This is a genomic window from Actinomycetota bacterium, from assembly GCA_030018275.1.
Classification (GTDB): Bacteria; Actinomycetota; Aquicultoria; order Subteraquimicrobiales; family Subteraquimicrobiaceae; genus Subteraquimicrobium.
Genome location: JASEGB010000004.1, coordinates 43,614 through 61,394 on the forward strand (window position 1 = coordinate 43,614; position 17,781 = coordinate 61,394).

Consider the following 17,781-nt stretch of genomic DNA (forward strand, 5'->3'; position numbering starts at 1 on the left):
AATAATTCGATTCTAAAAGGAATCTTAGGGATTTCCGTCGAATAAAAGAAAAATGGAGGTGTATTAGATGATTATAGAATCGGTGCAAACACTTTGGGCTCTTTGTCTATTCGTGATAGCGATCCTCGCTATTGTGATGGGGGTAATAGCTTACCGCTCTATTAAATAAACTATAGGTTAGACATAAATGCCCGCAGCTCTTTTTGCCAAACTGTTCTTAAGCAAAGGATGATTTTAAATTCTAAGCACAAAGCATTTTGAATTTAGGATTTGAGCCACCTTTTTGAAATTATGTCTAGGGCATAATAAACCATTTTTGCTTCAAAATTCCCTGCATGTGTAAGGTTTTTGCTCACACTTCGGGCATCCCTTGCTATACTTATTCACTGCCATCTCCTCTAAGTTGACATCGCATAGAGAAGCCAAACTAACGAGCCAGGCAAGTACATCGGCGAATTCTCCCTTGAGTTTTGTGGTATCCCCAATCTTAAAGCCCGAGCCAGCTCCCCGACTTCTTCGGTAAACCACACAAAGGTTCCATCAATCCCCCTTCGATTGTCCTTTTCAAAATAAATCTCCCTTATAAGGTCTTGAAACTCGTAAATTCTCACTTCTACCTCCTTATGCTCCGCTAAGCAGCTTTATTCTTTATTTCCACGAATTTTGTTTGTGCTTGTCCCTTGATCTTGAAGACTGATGGATTTACCAGGAACCTTTGGAACCCTCGGGATCTTTGGTTTCGGAGGTGTAATGATTCTCCCCTTCTTAAGAGCCACCCTCTTCTTTGTCTCCAGCAACTAACAGCTTTATCTCACTGAGTCTATTTTCCGCGAATTTTAGGTGCAGCTGGGCTTTACTATAATCGTCAAAGGCAAAGACCAGTTGAACTCGTTCCATGGCTATCTTCAAGGGATAAAGTGGGAGTAAATGTATTCATAAACGCGATCGAAATAGATATCGTATAACATCCCAAAAGCTTCACTATCTCTTACTTTTGCTCGTTCCACAATGTCCTTTAAGTCTTGTGCTGTCTTTAAAGGTGTCATTAATTCCTCCGTTTGTATAAACGTGAAAAGAATTTGAAAGATATCTTCTAAAAGAACTCTTTTATTTATTTATGGAATCACCGAGATTTCCCTCCAAATAAATGGAATTTAATACCCTAATGCTCGCTCTCAGAAGAAAGCTCAGCAATGATGATGAGCCTCTGTCTAGCACTATGAGATGTCAGTGAATATCAGATACATAAGCATCAGAACGCCAATGACGATGAATAATTTTCCAATGGGTTTTAAAATGTTTATTTTCATTCCCTTCTCTAAAATTAAGCAAAGCGAACAGGCAATCCTATGATACCAAAATAAATATAATACTTTATAGCCTAGACATAATGTAGGCTCGCAGCAGCTAGCGCCTGTAAGGATGGCTCTTAGAGATCACTCTACTCTATGTCTAGGGCACGATACTTTTTAAATGGACAAGCGGGTGATCCTTCATCAGAAATCACCCGCTTTTTCTCTGAGATTCTAATTTATTTAGTTTTTTCATATCCTCCGGGAACCAACGAGCTGCAGAACAAAACCAACGATTATCAGGAGTATTGCTATTGCTAAATAGTATAATAACTCAAACCCAGTGGGAGGAAGCTCAGGTGGATAAGGCAATACCTCAGGTACAGCTTCTGGATAAGGTAGAACCGCTGGAACTACTTCTGCAACGGATATTTCGACCGATGCCTCCCTAGGTTCTAGAATCTCGTGACATCTAATTACCGCGATATTTTTAATGACTCCAGAGGCGGTACTGTCGACGGTGACTTGGAAAGTGACGGTTCCACTGCTACCAACGGGCAGCGCACCAATATTCCACGTAATTGTGCGCGTATTGGGATCATAGACGCCACCATGGCTTGCACTCCCCTCCACATAGGTCAAACCCTCTGGAATTTGATCGGATATTACTACACCCGTGAGGTCAACATTGCCCGTATTCTCAAAAGTTATAGTATAGGTGACAATCTCTCCCCTGGAAACGTTGATTTATCGGCTTGTTTTGTGATAGTGAGTTCGTAGGTTACCGGGGTTATTATTACCACGGGTATGCTCAGTGACCAACCCACCATAGTGGAAACAGTCATTCCCAAAGAATCGGTACCAGTTGCCGTGGCCGTGTTCACCAGGGGATCCGGATCTGTTGCGGATATGGTGTAGTCCTTGGTGAAGGTCTTCTCCTCACCGATGGCGAGGCTCTCACCGGTGACCACGGTTCCGGCTTTGTCGTCGACTATGGTGACATCGGTCAAGGGACAGTCCCCGGTGTTTTTCACGATATAGGTGTAGGTTATGGTATCACCCACGTGTGCCAAGCTTGGACCACTCTTGGTGATCGAAATTGCGGGATGTAGGATGTCCACCGAGTGTGAATCGGTATCGGTTACCGTGGCACCGAGCTCGTCAGTGCCTGTTGCGGTAACGGTGTTCACCAGGGGATCCGGAGCACCTTCTGGAATTGTATAGTCCTGGGTGAAAGTCACCTGTTCACCTTTCGGAAGATGACCGATATGGTGCTCCCAGCTTGCACCGAATAATGGGTCCGTAACGGAAACAGCAACAACAGGTAGATTCAGCCTCAATTCGACATCTTACTAATTTTTCCTACTAAAAAGCATAAATTAAGTACAAGCTCTTTGTGTCGCCCAAATTGCCGTGCATCCTTGAATATGATTTAATGAAATTGGAAGATATTACTATCCATTTAACCTTTATGAGTGAATATGAAGCCACTACTCCAAGTAGCTTTAGATATCACAGATAGGGAAAAAGCTTTAAGGTTGGCTGCGGAGACAGCAAACTTCGTAGATATCATCGAAGCCGGGACTCCATTGATTAAAACCGTGGGTTTAAGTATAGTACGCGAACTCAAAAGGTTATTCCCGAAAAAAAGTATTGTCGCGGATATGAAAACAGCAGATGTAGGAGCTCTCGAAGCGAAATTGGCGTTTGAAGCCGGTGCCGATTTGACCACGGTCCTGGGGTCAGCTTCCCTATTCACAATTGAAGAAGCGATCTTAGAAGCAAAAATTCACGGGAAAAAGGTGATGGTGGACTTAATCGGGGTGGAAGACAAGCTTACCAGAGCCCAAGAGATACAGAGATTGAATCCAGATTATATTGGGATTCACACTGGTATTGATGAACAAGTAAAGGGTAAAAGCCCATTTCAGAACATTCGGGAACTCATCAAGTTGAAAGTACCCCTCGCTGTTGCGGGAGGAATCAAACTTGAAAATCTGGAGCGCTTAAGGGAATTCAAACCGGCCATAATCATAGTGGGCGGGGGCATAATTAGAAAGGAAAAGCCAGGGGAGGCGGCAAAAGCAATCAAGGAAAAGATCAACGAGCTCTGGCCCCAAGATTAAAAGTATTCGAGGTGAAAATATATGTATTATCGGGAGCTCTTAGACAGGATTGATGAGGTTACCTCCAAAATCGATCCACTGGAATTTAAAAAAATTGTGGATATCATCAAAGAAGCACGAAGAATTTATATCATTGGTGCTGGAAGGAGTGGACTGGTGGCCAAGGCCTTCGCTATGCGCCTGGTGCACTTGAGGAAAAGAACCTTTGTGGTCGGGGAAACCGTGGTTCCGGCCATGCGTAAGCAGGATATTTTGATAGCCGTCTCTGGCTCCGGAAGAACCAAATCCGTAGTCGAAATCGCCAAAACAGCCAAGTCCATTGGAGGTAAAGTAGTAGCGGTAATCGGGGATAAGCAATCCGAACTTGCACAACGCTCGGATTTAATCGTGGAAATTCCAGTGCCCAAAGTGAAGGACGTCATCACCAGTTACGATTCCCGGCAGTTGATCGGTAAAATAACCCTAGTTCCTCTGGGCTCGCTCTTTGAACTCTCCGCCATGATATTCTTCGAATGCGTCATTGCCGAGTTGATGAGAAAGCTCGAAATCAGCGAAGAGGAAATGAAGCGGGAGCACACCATTTTAGAATAGCCATTAATTTTCAACAACACTTTTTGCGTTTTCTCTTGCCGCTGGGGAATTTCAGGATCAATAAAAGCGAGGCTGAAAGCCTCGCACTCCCACGTCTATGCCTTCTCGAAAAGTTTTGTCGCCCTTTTCACTAGGTAAGATTTAAGCTCTTCAAAGATTTGGGCTTGATTCTCAATTAATTGATCGGCTTTCTTCATCGAGATATCCTTCGCCTCCAAAATATAAGAGGCTGTACGACCATAATAAAGAGGTGTCATCATACTGACCAGTTTTTGCTTGTCCTTCTTCCACTTCTTATAATTTAACGCAAAATCGTAAACTACTCTCGCCCACAAATCCGATGGAAAGTTAAATTCATCGCGACTTAAGAACACACTTTCAACCTCGTTAAAGCTCTCTTCGGATAAAACTTCCCTCCACAAAGGACTAAAATGACCAAACCCAAGACAAAAATTTTCGATGAGATCCTGCACGGAGACCTTTATTGGTTCCGGTTCAACCTTTGGAGCTCGTCCATAAAAATCAACTTCATCACTTTCCTTAATCCTGTACAACTTATCCTCATGCTGAGCCATGAGGGTAAAAAGAGTCCCTGCGACCTGTCTAAACATGGGACCTAAAGTTGTCGGTTCCCTCCCGGTATGGACCTTTGTGCCCAGTCGAGATTGACAAATCTTGACTCCTTGCTCAATCGCCGTTATCGTAAGCCAGATATCGATACCATATTTGGCCACATCGGTTTCCCAAACATCCTGCTTTATATAGAAGTCAAAGAGCTCTCTAGAGATGCCAAACTCTCCTCCAATTGGTTGACGGATTCTTTTACCAAAAATGGCTCTAGTGAGGGGATAAGCGAGGAGCTTGGTGATGGTTCCATCATATTTGTGACGCGTATAATAGGGTGCTACGAATTCGTATTCACCCTTCAGAATGGGATCCGCAAGGAGTTCTATCCACTCGGGAACAATGCTTTTCAAGTCGGAGTCCACCACAATTATAACATCGGCTCTCAAAGCATAACCGATCTCAAATACTGCCCGGAGGGAAGAACCTTTTCCAGGTAGTCCCCGGTAAATGGTGACCAATCTCTCAACACCTGCTGAGCGGGGAAGGTCTTGAGCAATCTCACGGCTGTCGTCGGTGGAACCTCCATCGGAGACCACGATCAAAGATCTTTTATTAGGGGAATATTTACGCAAGCCGGTCTCAACGGTGTTTATAACATAACCCACGGTCCTCTGGTTATTGTAGCAGGGGATACCGACCAGTACATCAACCTGACCTATCTCTTTGATCCTTGATCTAGCTTCATCACGAAGTGCAGTGGCAAATATCGTAATAATCACCCCTTCTCAATATGTTCACCGTTCGCGGTTCACAGTTTGCCCCAAACAAATATAAGTATTAACAAGTTCGTAAACATTACTACTACCTACTAAGATCAATGACCTTATCCGCATAGGCATCATATCTATCACTGCAGGTAAAAAGGATTATCTGGTACTCCTTTGCGATTTCTTTGACCAATTCCATGGTGTTCCTCAATCTTTCATCATCGAAGGTGATAAAGGGATCATCGAAAAGCAAAGGAGGCTTTTTGCCCTTGGAAATGAGCTTGACCAAACCCAAACGAGCTGATAGATAGATCTGGTCGATGGTTGCCCGACTGAGTTCTCCGGCTTTTACATAGTCCTTCTTTTCCTCAGAGTAGACGAAAAACTCCAAATTTTCCTGATTTACTTTTACCCTGTTATATTTACCATTGGTTATTATGTTAATATATCTGGAAACCTCTTCCTCCAAGACCTTCGTCGCCGAGCGTAGAGTGGATTCTCGGGCTTCATCTATGCTTTTCAATACAAGCTCATAAACTCTTCGTCGCCTTTGGTAGAATTCCAGCCTCTGTTGTAAATCGGCGAGTTTCTCATCAATGGCTGCCAAATCCTCAGAGGTGGCTCTAGCTTTGGAGATGACGATCTCCAACTCCTTTTTCTCCTCATCGATTGCCCTTTTTTTCTCCGCCAGATCCTCTATTTCCTGGAGCAACTTCTGAAACTGCTCAGGATCGAGGGCTATGGGATCGAGGCTTTCCCACTCCTCCTTCTTGGCATTACGATCCAGAGCTAAGGTTCTTGACTCCTCCACCAAATCTTCAATCGATTTGTCCCCTAGAATCCCGCTCAATTCACTATCCTTCGCCAACTTTTCAGCGCGGAGGGGTTTATACTTCTCATATCTCTCCAAGCACTCAGTGGCAGTTTTACACCTCGCTTTAGCCAAAAGATATTTGATTTGATCATTTATTTCGGTTATCTGCTCTTCGACTTTAATCTTTTGATACCTTATTTGAGAAACTACCGTTCCCAGATCAACTTGGGGCTCGGGTTTTATGCGTAAAACTCCATAACCGGCTACCAGCAGACCAACAATGGCCAAAATGAGCATAAACTTTGAAAGAAAAGCACCGATAATGCCCAATAAGAGGAGGATCGTACCCAAGATCAAAGGGTAATTACCGGTGGGAGTGGACTGGAGCTGAAGATCTATCTGCCCTGCCGGTCCCAAAGGGAGGCTTCGCTCTAGGCGGGCCTCATGGTAGGCAAGGCTTGGTTCCACCAGTTGCTGCTCTAGAGAGTCCCTCATTTGCTCCAAAGATTGCTTTCTGCCAAGGAGAGTGCGAAGTGCATCCACGTCTTCATCCTCTATTTTCTCCAAGAAGCTGTAGGGTTTGAGCCTCTCATTAAGATCATCGATCTCGTGCTTTATACCAAAGGCGCGTTGGATATTCTGGTAGCATTCCTCGATTTTCTCCAGTTCTTGCTCAAGCCATCGCCTCCTCTCATTCCTACACTTAAGATTCATTTTGGTGGAAAGTTCTGTACTTAAATCCTTCAGTTCCCTTTCCACTTCAAAAAGTCTGGTGCTGGTTCTCCGAACTTCCTCTATCTCATCCTCCAGTTGTCTCCGCTTCTCCTCCAGTTCAGCAATGGCATTGGAAAGCTTTTGAATTTCCCCAGGATATTTTGTTATTTTGCCCTCCCCTTTGATCAGCTCTTTTAAAGTAACTTTTAACCTTTCACAAGCCCAAGAGGCGGTCACCTCATCCTCCCCCGTAATCGTTGCTTGGAGACTATCACCTATTTCTCTCTCCCCTTTGGATATCTGCGCCACCCTATCCTGCTCAATACAGGCCGTACTTTTGAACACGGCTGCTGAACTGAAGCCCAGCCATTGCCCCACTTTTTCACCGACTTTTACGGGATCGATGATCTCCCGAGGAAGACCATCACCAATCAAAGTGAGCTTCTTGGTTTCAAAATCCTTATGAAGTGCATAATTTGCACCTTCATCTTCGACATCGAGGCCTATTTCGTACATCCTCTCTGAACCCCAAGAGATCAAATTCCTGACCTCCTTCCGCCTGTGGGAAGGATTAAAGAATAATCCAGCAATTAAGGCAGAATGGAGCGTGGATTTTCCAGCTTCATTGGGTCCCTTAATCACATTGAGACCGGGAGAAAGCTCCGCCTCTAAATCTCGAAAACGTTTGAATCTCTGAAGCTTTATCTTCTTTATGATCATCTAAGAACATTTTCCCCTTTCAGCAAAGCTACGCCTAGCTTGAGTGCTTCCTCAATGACCCTTCTCTCTTCTGCTGTGGATTGCTCCAGCCTTTCCTCCATAATCCGAATGAATTTGCCGATGATCATATTTTCCGGTAAATCTTCGACCGATATTTCCTCAAGTTTTGGATGGGATTCATCGATCACTCTCAAACGAAAGAAGAATGGCTCTAACTCTTGCTCCAACTCCTGTGGATCAATTTCAAGATGAAAGCTCGCCAGTCCCTGGAGTTTTACCTCGATTATGAGATCTGGGTCGGAATGAGCCTTTATGGCCTCATTGATCTCGTTCACACTACTCATCATATCCACCGGTAATTCCAGCATCTTGAAGAGGCGCTTCCCCACTCGTCTTGGTTCCACATTCACTGAGCCATCCGGATCGATGAATACTAAGAGAACATTGCCCGATCCTTTCTGGTGAATATCCAGTGCCTCTGGAGAGCCACAGTAGCAAGCCTTGGTTCGACCCCTGGAATAATCGGCGAAGGAATGCCAATGCCCCATGGCTATGTAATTCATGCCACTGCTCTCTACCTCCTCTAGGGTGAAAATCGCTCCATCCTCCTCTACCTTTTCGGAAATTTTCATAGCTCCGTGGATGAGAGCGATGTGAAATTTTGTCCCCGTTTGAGGATGAATACCTTCAAGGGGACTTTCTTCTAAGATCCACGGGGTGAGAGCCTTTCCATAGACTGTTAAATCCAAATTCTTGAAAGTTTTGAAGGTTACCTCATCGGTGAAAAGGGTAAGATTGGGAAGAGCATCATTGAAATTGTAATGGCGATAGATGGAGGTTGCATCATAACGGTCATGGGTACCAGGTATGAGACAGATTGGAATGTTCCTCTGCTCTAGTTTCTTGAACAGCTGAACGACTCCATCCAAAGTTCGCCGGGAGGGATTATTGGAATCAAACAAATCACCCGCGATGAGGAAGAGATCCACATTTTCTTCAATGGCGAGATCAATTACATTTCCAAAGGTTTTAAGGATTTGAAGGCGTTGTTCCTCTCCTTTTTCACCAAGCATAGAGAATTTAGCTCCGAGATGGATGTCGCCGGTATGCAAAATCTTCAAATCCATCACCCTTTTTAAGCCATGAGCCGTAAGCTATAAGCCTAAGATAAGTAGTAGTAGTCATAAATCCGTTCCCAACTTCCTCCTTCACTACTGGTTAATGCTACAGCTCGTTGACCAAATTCCAAAGCTTTCTGGAATTTTCCTTGCATGCCATAGAGTCTTCCTAGGGCGCGTAAGGTGAAGCATAGTCCCCAGGTATCATGCAACTCCTCGAAGATCGCCTTTGATTCCTCCACTAATTTCAAACCCTGTTTAAGTTCCCCCATCTCCGCCAGCGTTTCACCCATCGTCCAGAGGACCCATCCCCGCACCCGTCTGTATCCGAATTCCTCAACGATTTCCAAAGCTTGATGTGACACCCTTAAGAGACAGCTCATAATCTCCCTCCATGCGATGGACCATGGCGATATTACATAAAGTGAGGGCCATATCGTGTTTGTTTCCCAACTCCTGTCTCAATCGTAGGGACTTGTTGCTCATCCGCAGAGCATCGGCAAATTCTCCCCTCCCCAAGTAAGGGATAGCGAGGTTATGGAGAACAGAAGCTTGGGTAGCCTTATCCCCCACTTTTTGGCTAAGTGTAAGGGCTCTTTCAAATAAAGAAAGAGCCCGTTCAGGATCCATACGAAGGTGGCAACTCGCCAAACTACATAGGATGGATGCCTGATCTTTCTCCTCAAGATAATTCAATGATTGATCGAGAAGAGAGATCGCTCTTTTATAATCCGCCTTTAATCTATAGAGCTCGCCACTTCTGCCAAGACTTATCCCCGCGCCTTGCTTATCCTTTCTCCTCCTGAAGATGAGGAAAGCTCTTTCGTACAGAGCCAAGGCATCATCCCATTCCCCCTGAATTTCCCGGATTTTGCCCTTGTGGATCAGCAACCAAGGCTCTCCTTCAAGAATCTGATAAGGAATTCTATCAATCCATGATTTAAGAGTGGAAAACCTACTGGTGCTTATCATCTCACCAGCAATTTTTGAGATGAGCTTTGCTGCTTCACGGGGTTTTTCCGCTTGGAAATAATGGTAGATCGCATGATCCCACTCGCCTGTACTCTTGAAATAACGTGCGGCTTTCTGGCGAAGATTAAGGATTGTTGCTTTGCTCTCGGTTTCGATGGATTTGGCTTCCAAGAACTTTTGGAATAGATGGTGATAGCGGTATATGCCATCCAAACGCGTGGTAAAAACATGGCTTTTCTCCAAATATTCTAAAATATTTTGAGAATCTTTAATGCCCACTAAGATATTGCCGAGATCTGGATTTATAAATGGTACAATTGAGGTTCTTTTAAGAAAAGTCTGAATCCTTGGGGATTCTTGCTCAAAAACCTCCTGGGCTAGATATTCGTAGATATCTCGAGTACCCATAAAGTGATCTATAAATTCTTTCCTCTTAAGCGGTTCGAGATTCTTCAGGGAATCGTAGAGGAGCAAAAGACTGGCGATCCAGCCCTCAGTTTTAGTTGCCAGATTATTCAATTCCTCATCATCCAAGGAAAGAGGATAAAAATCATTGAACAGTTGGCGAATCTCTGGAGAGGTAAATTTCAAATTATCGGTCTCGATTTCAGCCACCTCTCTCCGCGCCTTAAGTATTGCCAAGGGGAGATTTGGTGTAACCCGAGAAAGGATAACGAAATGAACTTTTGGAGGTAGCTGGTCAAGAAGGAATTTGATGATTTCACTTATTTCTGAATTATCATTCACATGGTGATAGTCATCCAAAATGAACAGCGTATCCTCTGGGATAATTTCCATTAACTCATTGATGAAAATGGTTGCCACCGATTCCCTTTCCTTGGAAAGATCTACTGTTTCTCTTAACCTATTTTTGGTTTGAGTACCAAAGCGAGGAAACTCTTTCCTAATCGCCTCCACTAAATAACTCAAAAAAACGGCGGGGTCATTATCACCCGGGTCCAGACGATACCAAATTACCTTAAATTTTGTGTCGGAGGCGAAATCCGCAAGGAGCGTTGTCTTACCATATCCACTCTGAGCACATACAACTATAAGTCTTCGGTCGACATTTGCGTGCAGGAGCTCAAGCAATCTTCGCCTTTTGAGAATACTTTGTGCTTTTGGAGCGAGCAATTTTGTGCGCAAAATTGGAGTTTGATAAACCATTAAAAACCTTCTTCCCCTTTGTATCGGTTCTTCAAAGTCGTGTGCACGTTCTTATTATAATTTACAAACAGTCTGGAAACCAGATTTTTAAAGAACAAAGACCCACACGTGGTGGGTCTTTGCAATTGATAAAATCCGGGGGCATCACACAAAGCGAAGATATGTCTTTTTCCTATGGTACCAACAACGACTCACTAGTATCCACGTTTAAGGTGGAATCGTAGGTCCAATCGAGCTTTACCACATCGGTTACCGTTGAGGTATAAGTTCCAGTCGCCTTTGTCGGGCCATACACAAAGGTCACCGTTCCATCAGCACCTGTGTTGCCACTACCACTAGCAATGAAATTACCATTTAAAGTCATTTCAAGATAAGCCGTAGCACCCTCAAGGCCAACGTTGTTCGTATCAACTACCTTCACGGTAGTGTATATTTTGGCGTTCCATATGACCAACGATATCTCTGCTTCCAAAGACCGCTCAAATCATTCGGTGCCTCAGTCCAAGCCACAGCGTGGTCTTCGTAACATATCTTGTAACCCAACTTTCGAATGCTCATAGTCATATCAGTGTCTTCGGCAAGGGTCTCACTGCTGAAATATCCCGCCTCTTCAATTGCTTCTCTGCGAAAAGCACCCACAGGACCCGGAACGACAGTTATACAGTTGAGGATGGACATCATCCTCCGATCCAGATTGCAACTCATGATGTATTCCATCGATTGCCAGAGGGTGAGAATGGTATTACGATTGCCGACCTTGATATTACCCGAGACCGCACCGATTTTAGGGTCTTTAAAATGTCTGACCAATTCTCCCACGGTATTCGGTTCAAACTTTGTGTCCGCATCCATCATCACCAAAATCTCGCCGTCTGAATTCCTAATCCCCTCATTTAAGGCCGATGCCTTACCCCCATTTGGTTTCCGAATGAGTTTAACCTGATAATGGGCAAACTTTAAAACTTCATCGGCGGTACCATCCGTGGATCCATCATCGACCACGATTATCTCGTAATTGGGATAGGTTGTTTGCAGTAACCAATTTATGCAATTTCCAATCACTTTTTCCTCGTTATATGCCGGAACTAGAATACTTACTCTCGGATTATGATTTAAAACCGCGGGTATCCTCCTCCCTATGTAAACCTTTTGAAAAAGAGCGAAAAGAGCGACCAATATTGTTCGAATGAATGTGAGGAGAATTGCCAGAATGAAGATGACCACAAAGAATTTTTTCGCCCACAACCATGCGCGGTAGGTGCCAAGGACCGTATAACCCATGAATTGTTCGGCTCTTGAAGCGGGACGCAAGACCTCTGCTCTATTTAAGAGGAGAAGCTCCGAAAGGGTCACGAATTCGAAGCCCTTATCCCTTAAGGAAGTGATGATTTTGGGGAGGGCCTCGACCGTCTGACTACAATCCCTACCGCCATCGTGAAGGAGAATGACACTACCTCTCTCAACTTCCGAGAGACAGCTCTTAAGCATCTGTTCCACTCCGGGACGCTTCCAATCCTGAGGGTCGATTCCGTACAATACCGAAATATATCCAAAATCCTGTGCAATTTTGATGGCTTTTAAGCCTTCATAATTGATTTTGTCGCCCACGAAGAAAACTTCAGGGGGTCTGAAAAGCACAAAGGACTTTCTGGTTATAGCCTGCAACAGACGTTGAGTCAGAGTAAGCTCGAGATGAGCTTGTAATCGCGAGGTCTTAGCGAGATGGACGTGGGAAAAAGTGTGATTGCCGATCTCATGTCCTTCATCGAATTCCTTACGGACGAGTTCGGGATGGACAAGAACTTTCTGCCCAACCACGAAAAAAGTTGCTTTTACATCGTGTCTCTTGAGAATCCTCAGGATTTTTGGAGTATATAATGGGTCGGGACCATCCTCAAAGGTAAGCACGATTTTCTTCTCACCGTATCCATATCTTTTTACCTTGTATCCTTTCTGTCCGTGGATATACCTTTCAAAAACTTTGATTACTGCTCCCTTGCCCTTAACTTCTAGAACAGGGGATCCATAAGTGGTAGCAATTGGTAACCACACTGCAATGGTAAACACGCCTATAAGGAGGACTAAAAATCCGCTGAATTTCGATAATTTTCGCTCCATAAGTTTTACCTGATTTACTCTGTGAACTGTGAACTAATAAGAGAGGGGTGGGATTACTCCTCGGTTAATAAAAGTGGGAACACGATATCGCTAATACAGCAGGGGATCATCACCGCGAGAACCACTATTATGAAGACACTCCCTATGAAATCCATCCAATTCATTAATCCAAAAGCCGTTAAATATAAAATGGAGGCCATACTACTCACCATAACGTGTATGGCATGAGAATACTGGGTACTTTTTGAAATTGCCAAGGGAGCCAGAAATCCCGCCACGATACCAACCAATACGAAAGGTAGAATCATACCAGGATGCTCTAAGATGCAGATATGCAGATGCATATTTACACCAAGCAAACTGCCTCCAAGAAAGGGAAGCACGATGTCACTTAAACCACATATAACCACCGCGCCAAGGAATCCTATGATCAGAGCCTTTAAAAATCTTTTTTCGTGGCTCCAAAACATAGCCGTGGTCGCTGCAGCGCTTAAGAGTAGATGTACGGGGTGAAAGACATGGAATAATTCTTTTGAGGCTTTGGGCAGAACCTCCTCGGCCTTCAGTAACATACCAATATAGGAAAGAACCCCCAAAAAGAGCAGTCCCATCGCAGCACTGAAGATGGAATATGGCAAATGTTCTCCGAGTTCTTGAAGTACATGATAGGTTTTTCTGTGCATTGCTTCGATCCTGAAATTGGTAGCGCAGACTGCCGTAGGCAGGGAGTTCATCTCCCGCATTCCTTTAGTCGGGGATAAACCCCGACTCTACATTAATAAAGGTGATTCCCACCTAACTGGTATTGTGATATGATACCTTTATGCTTGATAACCAGGCAATATCCCTGGCAACTAGTCTGCCAAAAAGTAGACGACTTTTTGTCAAGCTCAGATGGGGCAGAAGAAGGATCTGCTCGCATCCCCCTTAACGAAGTCGTACATCTTCGCTACCTCTTCTGTCTGGGTGTTCCAGGCTACAGAACAAGGCTTTACCTTTCCCACAATCTCTCCACCACCCACAGAGCTTTTAGGCTCTTCAGGGAAGCCATCTATGACGCTTCTCTTGCCGAAATGGAGGCCCTCTCCGGAGAACTTGAGCTCGATGAGTCCCTCTTTGGCGGGAAAAGGAAGGGCAAAAGAGGTTGGGGAGCTGAAGGAAAGAGGCTGGTCTTCGGGATGTATGGAAGAACCCACATCAACGGCATTGAGGGATTCTTCTCCTACGCCAAGACTTGGCTCTATCACTACCGAGGTGTTCCTAGCCAATACTTTCATCTCCACCTCAAGGAGACCGAGTTTGGGTTCAACCACAGAGACGAAGATATCTTTGCCCTTATCGTGCAACTGTTGGTCAAACCAGTACCAGATGTATAGGAATTACCTGTATCGCGGCGGTTCATCCGCCGCATTTTGGTTTCGGGGCGGCACCCGCCTACTGATCGCTAAACTGGATTGACGAGTTAGTTTGCATTTTAGACATTAACATATCTTGTTAAATACAACTTATGATTCTTTTAACGCTTCAACTATAGCACGGGCAAAAGCCCTTGAGGCTTGAGGGCCACTAGCTGTGATGATATTCCCATCCCGAATCACATCGGTTTCCTCATATTTGGCTCCTTTGGCTTGAATCTCGCCAATTCTTGATGAATAAACGGTAGCCTTCTTGCCTGATAGGACACCAGCATTGGCTAAGGTAACAGGGGCAATACAAATTGCTGCAAGGATTTTGTTGGCTTCTACCGCCTTTTGGGCAATGGTATGAGCGGTGGAATTATCCCAATATTCTGAGGCTCCTGAGCCACCAACGAAGACGATTGCATCATAGTCCTCGACATTGACTTGATCCAGCAAAATATCGGGTTTAACTTCCATTCCCAGCATACCCTTCGCCTCTTCCAAACTCGAAGAGGCAACGGTGACATCAAAGCCTTCTTCCTCAAAAAGGTCCCTCGGTTGTTTATATTCCTCGTCTCGAAAATCCTTATGAGCGATGATCATCAAAATCTTCTTTGCCTCAGGAGTTGGTTTTGGGGGAGCTTCCTCTTCCACCACAGACGGTTTTTCTCTCTTGGGCGTAACTTTCTTCTCTCCCTTTTCCGCCGCTCGGCAACCCATAATTAGGCTTATAGCGAGCAAAATTAAAACTACTCTTTTCATAATCCCCTCCCGTACTCAAGAATTCTTCTTTGACGCCTAAATTCCTCCAAGAAATATTGCTACAACTTCGACCCTTCCATGAAATTTCCTCTTTCTCTCCATGATCATCAAAACCAATTATAGGTTAGACATAATTCGTCTGAAGCGAAGAAAGCTCTTATTTCGCTAAAAAACAGGTTCTCTTGGGTTTAAATTCTAATCCTTCGACAAGCTCAGGACAGGTTTCAAAATCCTAAGCACTAAACAATATCAAATACCAAAATGACACTCTAATTGTCATCCTGAGGGCACGGAGTGCCCGAAGGATCTCATATTCAGAAGAGATTCTTCGTCCCCTTCGTTTCACTCAGGGTCCTCAGAATGACAGCTTTGTTGTCTGTTTAGAACATTTGAACATTAGATATTTGGATTTGTTTAGGATTTAGAATTTCGGATTTAGGGTTTTTAAAGCCTTACTTTTTGGAATTATGTCTAGGGCACAAAACTAATGTGTATATATAGGTGGGTCATAAATTACCAAATATACTATTCTGAAGGAAGTGAGCTGGGAGGCGACTCTGAGCACGCCGTTAAACCCCGACTCATCGGGGAAGAGCTGCGGCCCTGATGAAATCGAGGGCACTCTGAGAACTGAGGGAGTAGGGAGGGCATAACTAATTATCCGAGTGAAAAAGACATCTTGAAACTACATCCCAGAGCTCATGGATAGCCTGGGCGGCAGGACCATTGGAGACTTCCACCACCACTTTTCCTTGCGCTAAAGCTCTTGAAACTTCGGGATCAAAGGGGATCATTCCCACCAATTTAATTCCCTTTTCTTCGCAGAATTCTTTGATCTCCTGAGCATTTTTGAGATTAATATCATACTTGTTGATGCAAACCAGAGTTTCAATCTTAAAATGTTCCGCGACTCCGACTATTCGTTTTAAATCCGACAAACCCGATAGTGTTGGCTCGGTTACAACTAAAGCTAAATCTGTCCCGGCGAGGGAAGCGATCACCGGGCAACCGATGCCAGGAGAACCATCAAGAATTATAAGGTTGTAACTCCCTCCCTCGCTAATCTTTCGAGCATTGTTTCGCACCTCCGTGACCAATTTACCCGACGTTTCCATCCCCGCTTTAAGACGGGCGTGAATCATGGGACCGTATTTTGTCTCTGAATTATAAATGTAACCAGTGGGCTTATCTTCAAGGGTGATGGCTTCTTCTGGACATATATGAACGCATACACCACAACCTTCACAACGAAGGTAATCTATCTTTAGATCTCTTATCGCATTGAATCGGCAAATCTCCTCGCATTTGCCACACTTTGTGCATTTATTTTTGTCCTTCACAGCAATTTTGGCTCCGCTAAATTCCTCCTGACTAAGAATGGTGGGATGTAAAATTAAATGAAGGTCCGGGGCATCGACATCGGTATCAACGATGATTTTGTTCTCCGCCAAGACGGCAAAACAAGCGGCTAAAGTGGTTTTTCCCGTACCACCTTTGCCACTAATGATGGTGAGTTGCTTCACCTAATCTCTCCTCGATACCTTCGAAAAGTTTTAAAAAGTTGGCTTTCCAATGAGGATGAGCTTGGACCAGGGGAATACCTTTAGAATAAAGCATAGCTATATCTCGACTGAAAGGAATCTTAAGCAGAATGGGGATATTTTCTTTCAGACAATAATCTTCGAGCTGGGAATCCCCTTCACCCCATCGATTGACGATGATTCCAAAGGGAATCCTCAAATTCCTCATGACCTCCACAGCCAACTGGAGATCATATAATCCAAAGGGAGTGGGCTCGGTGATAAGAAGGCAATAATCACTTCCTGAGATGGTCTCTATCACGGGACAACCGGTTCCCGGCGAAGCATCGAGGATGGCGATTTTCTCCTCATCAATCTCATCCTTTACTGCCCTGACTACGGGAGTCGCCATGGGCTCGCCAATGTTTAGTTTCCCCTGAACGAATTCAAGATGAGATGCTTTTCCCTTCTCCACCACCCCGATGGATCTATTTTCTTCAGTGATTGCGGAGTTAGGGCAGATTACCATACAGCCTCCACAACCATGACAAAGTTCGGGAAAAATTAAAATATTCTCTTTAGCCACCGCTAATGCATTGAACTGGCAAAACTCAGCGCACTTACCGCAGAAGGAGCATTTCTCAAGATGTACATGGGGCACGGGGAGATAAACCGTTTTGCTCTCCTGAATTTGGGGACGCAAAAAAATATAGCCATTTGGTTCCTCTACATCACAGTCGACATATTGACAATTCTTTAAAGATAAAGCCAAATTCGTGGCAATCGTCGTCTTCCCAGTACCACCCTTGCCACTGGCCACCGAGATTATCATTTCAACTCTTTCCTAACCCGCAAATCTCTCGACCCTCCACAAGTGAGATTTCCATCGCGCTCCCACGCAATCTAATCGGTCGGTCAAGTCCCGGCTTCACAAGTATTATCAATGTCGCTACCTGGGGAACCTCCTATTCCAAATGCCGAAAATACCCTCTCTAAATTCTTGCTTCCGCACTTTTTGCATTTCAATTCCTCTTTGGAGGATCCCATACCTACGAGAAGCTCAAATTCCTGCCCACAATCCCTACATTTATAGATATAAATTGGCACAATATCCCTCCTTCTTTCAAACAAAT

At 44.4% G+C, this 17,781-nt stretch carries 18 protein-coding genes and 1 pseudogene; 2 read left to right on the forward strand and 17 right to left on the reverse strand.

Annotated elements, in window-relative coordinates; translation table 11 throughout:
- Positions 1–321 precede the first annotated feature (321 nt).
- The 4 genes and pseudogenes from QMD66_02470 to QMD66_02485 form a co-directional block, all read right to left on the reverse strand.
- Positions 322–611 (reverse strand): annotated as a pseudogene (locus QMD66_02470) (MazG nucleotide pyrophosphohydrolase domain-containing protein).
- Positions 612–765: 154 nt separating this feature from the next.
- Positions 766–909 carry a DUF5667 domain-containing protein gene (locus tag QMD66_02475; GenBank protein ID MDI6821730.1) on the reverse strand — a complete coding sequence of 48 codons (144 nt, stop codon included), beginning with the start codon at positions 907–909 and terminating at the stop codon, positions 766–768.
- Between the two features lie 635 nt (positions 910–1,544).
- On the reverse strand, positions 1,545–2,003 hold the full coding sequence (locus QMD66_02480; GenBank protein ID MDI6821731.1) for a DUF11 domain-containing protein: 459 nt from the start codon (positions 2,001–2,003) through the stop codon (positions 1,545–1,547).
- Complete coding sequence (locus tag QMD66_02485; protein ID MDI6821732.1) at positions 2,000–2,632, reverse strand: hypothetical protein; 633 nt, start codon at positions 2,630–2,632, stop codon at positions 2,000–2,002. Before QMD66_02485 ends, QMD66_02480 begins: the two co-directional genes overlap by 4 nt.
- Positions 2,633–2,773: 141 nt before the next feature.
- Here QMD66_02485 and QMD66_02490 point away from each other — a divergent pair, with 141 nt between their 5' ends.
- Entirely contained in the window at positions 2,774–3,418 is a 645-nt protein-coding gene (locus tag QMD66_02490; protein ID MDI6821733.1) for an orotidine 5'-phosphate decarboxylase, read from the forward strand.
- 21 nt (positions 3,419–3,439) lie between these two features.
- Entirely contained in the window at positions 3,440–4,009 is a 570-nt protein-coding gene (gene hxlB / locus QMD66_02495; GenBank protein ID MDI6821734.1) for a 6-phospho-3-hexuloisomerase, read from the forward strand.
- Between the two features lie 95 nt (positions 4,010–4,104).
- On the opposite strand, the gene QMD66_02500 is transcribed toward hxlB, so the two are convergent.
- The 13 genes from QMD66_02500 to QMD66_02560 all read right to left on the reverse strand — a co-directional run bounded on the left by QMD66_02500 (position 4,105) and on the right by QMD66_02560 (position 17,755).
- The gene (locus QMD66_02500) at positions 4,105–5,355 is read right to left on the reverse strand and encodes a glycosyltransferase (protein MDI6821735.1); all 1,251 of its coding nucleotides are present in this window, start codon (positions 5,353–5,355) and stop codon (positions 4,105–4,107) included.
- Between the two features lie 82 nt (positions 5,356–5,437).
- Complete coding sequence (locus QMD66_02505) at positions 5,438–7,591, reverse strand: AAA family ATPase (GenBank protein ID MDI6821736.1); 2,154 nt, start codon at positions 7,589–7,591, stop codon at positions 5,438–5,440.
- Positions 7,588–8,718 carry a DNA repair exonuclease gene (locus tag QMD66_02510; GenBank protein MDI6821737.1) on the reverse strand — a complete coding sequence of 377 codons (1,131 nt, stop codon included), beginning with the start codon at positions 8,716–8,718 and terminating at the stop codon, positions 7,588–7,590. Before QMD66_02510 ends, QMD66_02505 begins: the two co-directional genes overlap by 4 nt.
- Before the next feature lie 35 nt (positions 8,719–8,753).
- Positions 8,754–9,092: a tetratricopeptide repeat protein gene (locus QMD66_02515; GenBank protein ID MDI6821738.1), complete on the reverse strand. Its 339-nt coding sequence runs from the start codon at positions 9,090–9,092 to the stop codon at positions 8,754–8,756.
- Positions 9,046–10,848, reverse strand: coding sequence for a tetratricopeptide repeat protein (locus QMD66_02520; protein MDI6821739.1), 1,803 nt, complete (start codon positions 10,846–10,848; stop codon positions 9,046–9,048). Before QMD66_02520 ends, QMD66_02515 begins: the two co-directional genes overlap by 47 nt.
- A 172-nt stretch (positions 10,849–11,020) precedes the next feature.
- Positions 11,021–11,302 (reverse strand): hypothetical protein, encoded by a 282-nt coding sequence (locus QMD66_02525; protein MDI6821740.1) that lies wholly within the window; start codon positions 11,300–11,302, stop codon positions 11,021–11,023.
- Complete coding sequence (locus tag QMD66_02530) at positions 11,266–12,966, reverse strand: glycosyltransferase (GenBank protein MDI6821741.1); 1,701 nt, start codon at positions 12,964–12,966, stop codon at positions 11,266–11,268. The genes QMD66_02525 and QMD66_02530 overlap by 37 nt, the downstream gene beginning before the upstream one ends.
- 53 nt (positions 12,967–13,019) lie before the next feature.
- The gene (locus QMD66_02535; GenBank protein ID MDI6821742.1) at positions 13,020–13,700 is read right to left on the reverse strand and encodes a hypothetical protein; all 681 of its coding nucleotides are present in this window, start codon (positions 13,698–13,700) and stop codon (positions 13,020–13,022) included.
- A gap of 156 nt (positions 13,701–13,856) precedes the next feature.
- Positions 13,857–14,312, reverse strand: coding sequence for a hypothetical protein (locus tag QMD66_02540; protein MDI6821743.1), 456 nt, complete (start codon positions 14,310–14,312; stop codon positions 13,857–13,859).
- A gap of 159 nt (positions 14,313–14,471) precedes the next feature.
- Positions 14,472–15,128 (reverse strand): DJ-1/PfpI family protein, encoded by a 657-nt coding sequence (locus tag QMD66_02545; GenBank protein MDI6821744.1) that lies wholly within the window; start codon positions 15,126–15,128, stop codon positions 14,472–14,474.
- Positions 15,129–15,781: 653 nt separating this feature from the next.
- Complete coding sequence (locus QMD66_02550) at positions 15,782–16,651, reverse strand: 4Fe-4S binding protein (GenBank protein ID MDI6821745.1); 870 nt, start codon at positions 16,649–16,651, stop codon at positions 15,782–15,784.
- The gene (locus QMD66_02555; GenBank protein MDI6821746.1) at positions 16,629–17,480 is read right to left on the reverse strand and encodes an ATP-binding protein; all 852 of its coding nucleotides are present in this window, start codon (positions 17,478–17,480) and stop codon (positions 16,629–16,631) included. Before QMD66_02555 ends, QMD66_02550 begins: the two co-directional genes overlap by 23 nt.
- An 83-nt stretch (positions 17,481–17,563) precedes the next feature.
- The gene (locus tag QMD66_02560) at positions 17,564–17,755 is read right to left on the reverse strand and encodes a zinc ribbon domain-containing protein (GenBank protein MDI6821747.1); all 192 of its coding nucleotides are present in this window, start codon (positions 17,753–17,755) and stop codon (positions 17,564–17,566) included.
- Between the last annotated feature and the right edge of the window lie 26 nt (positions 17,756–17,781).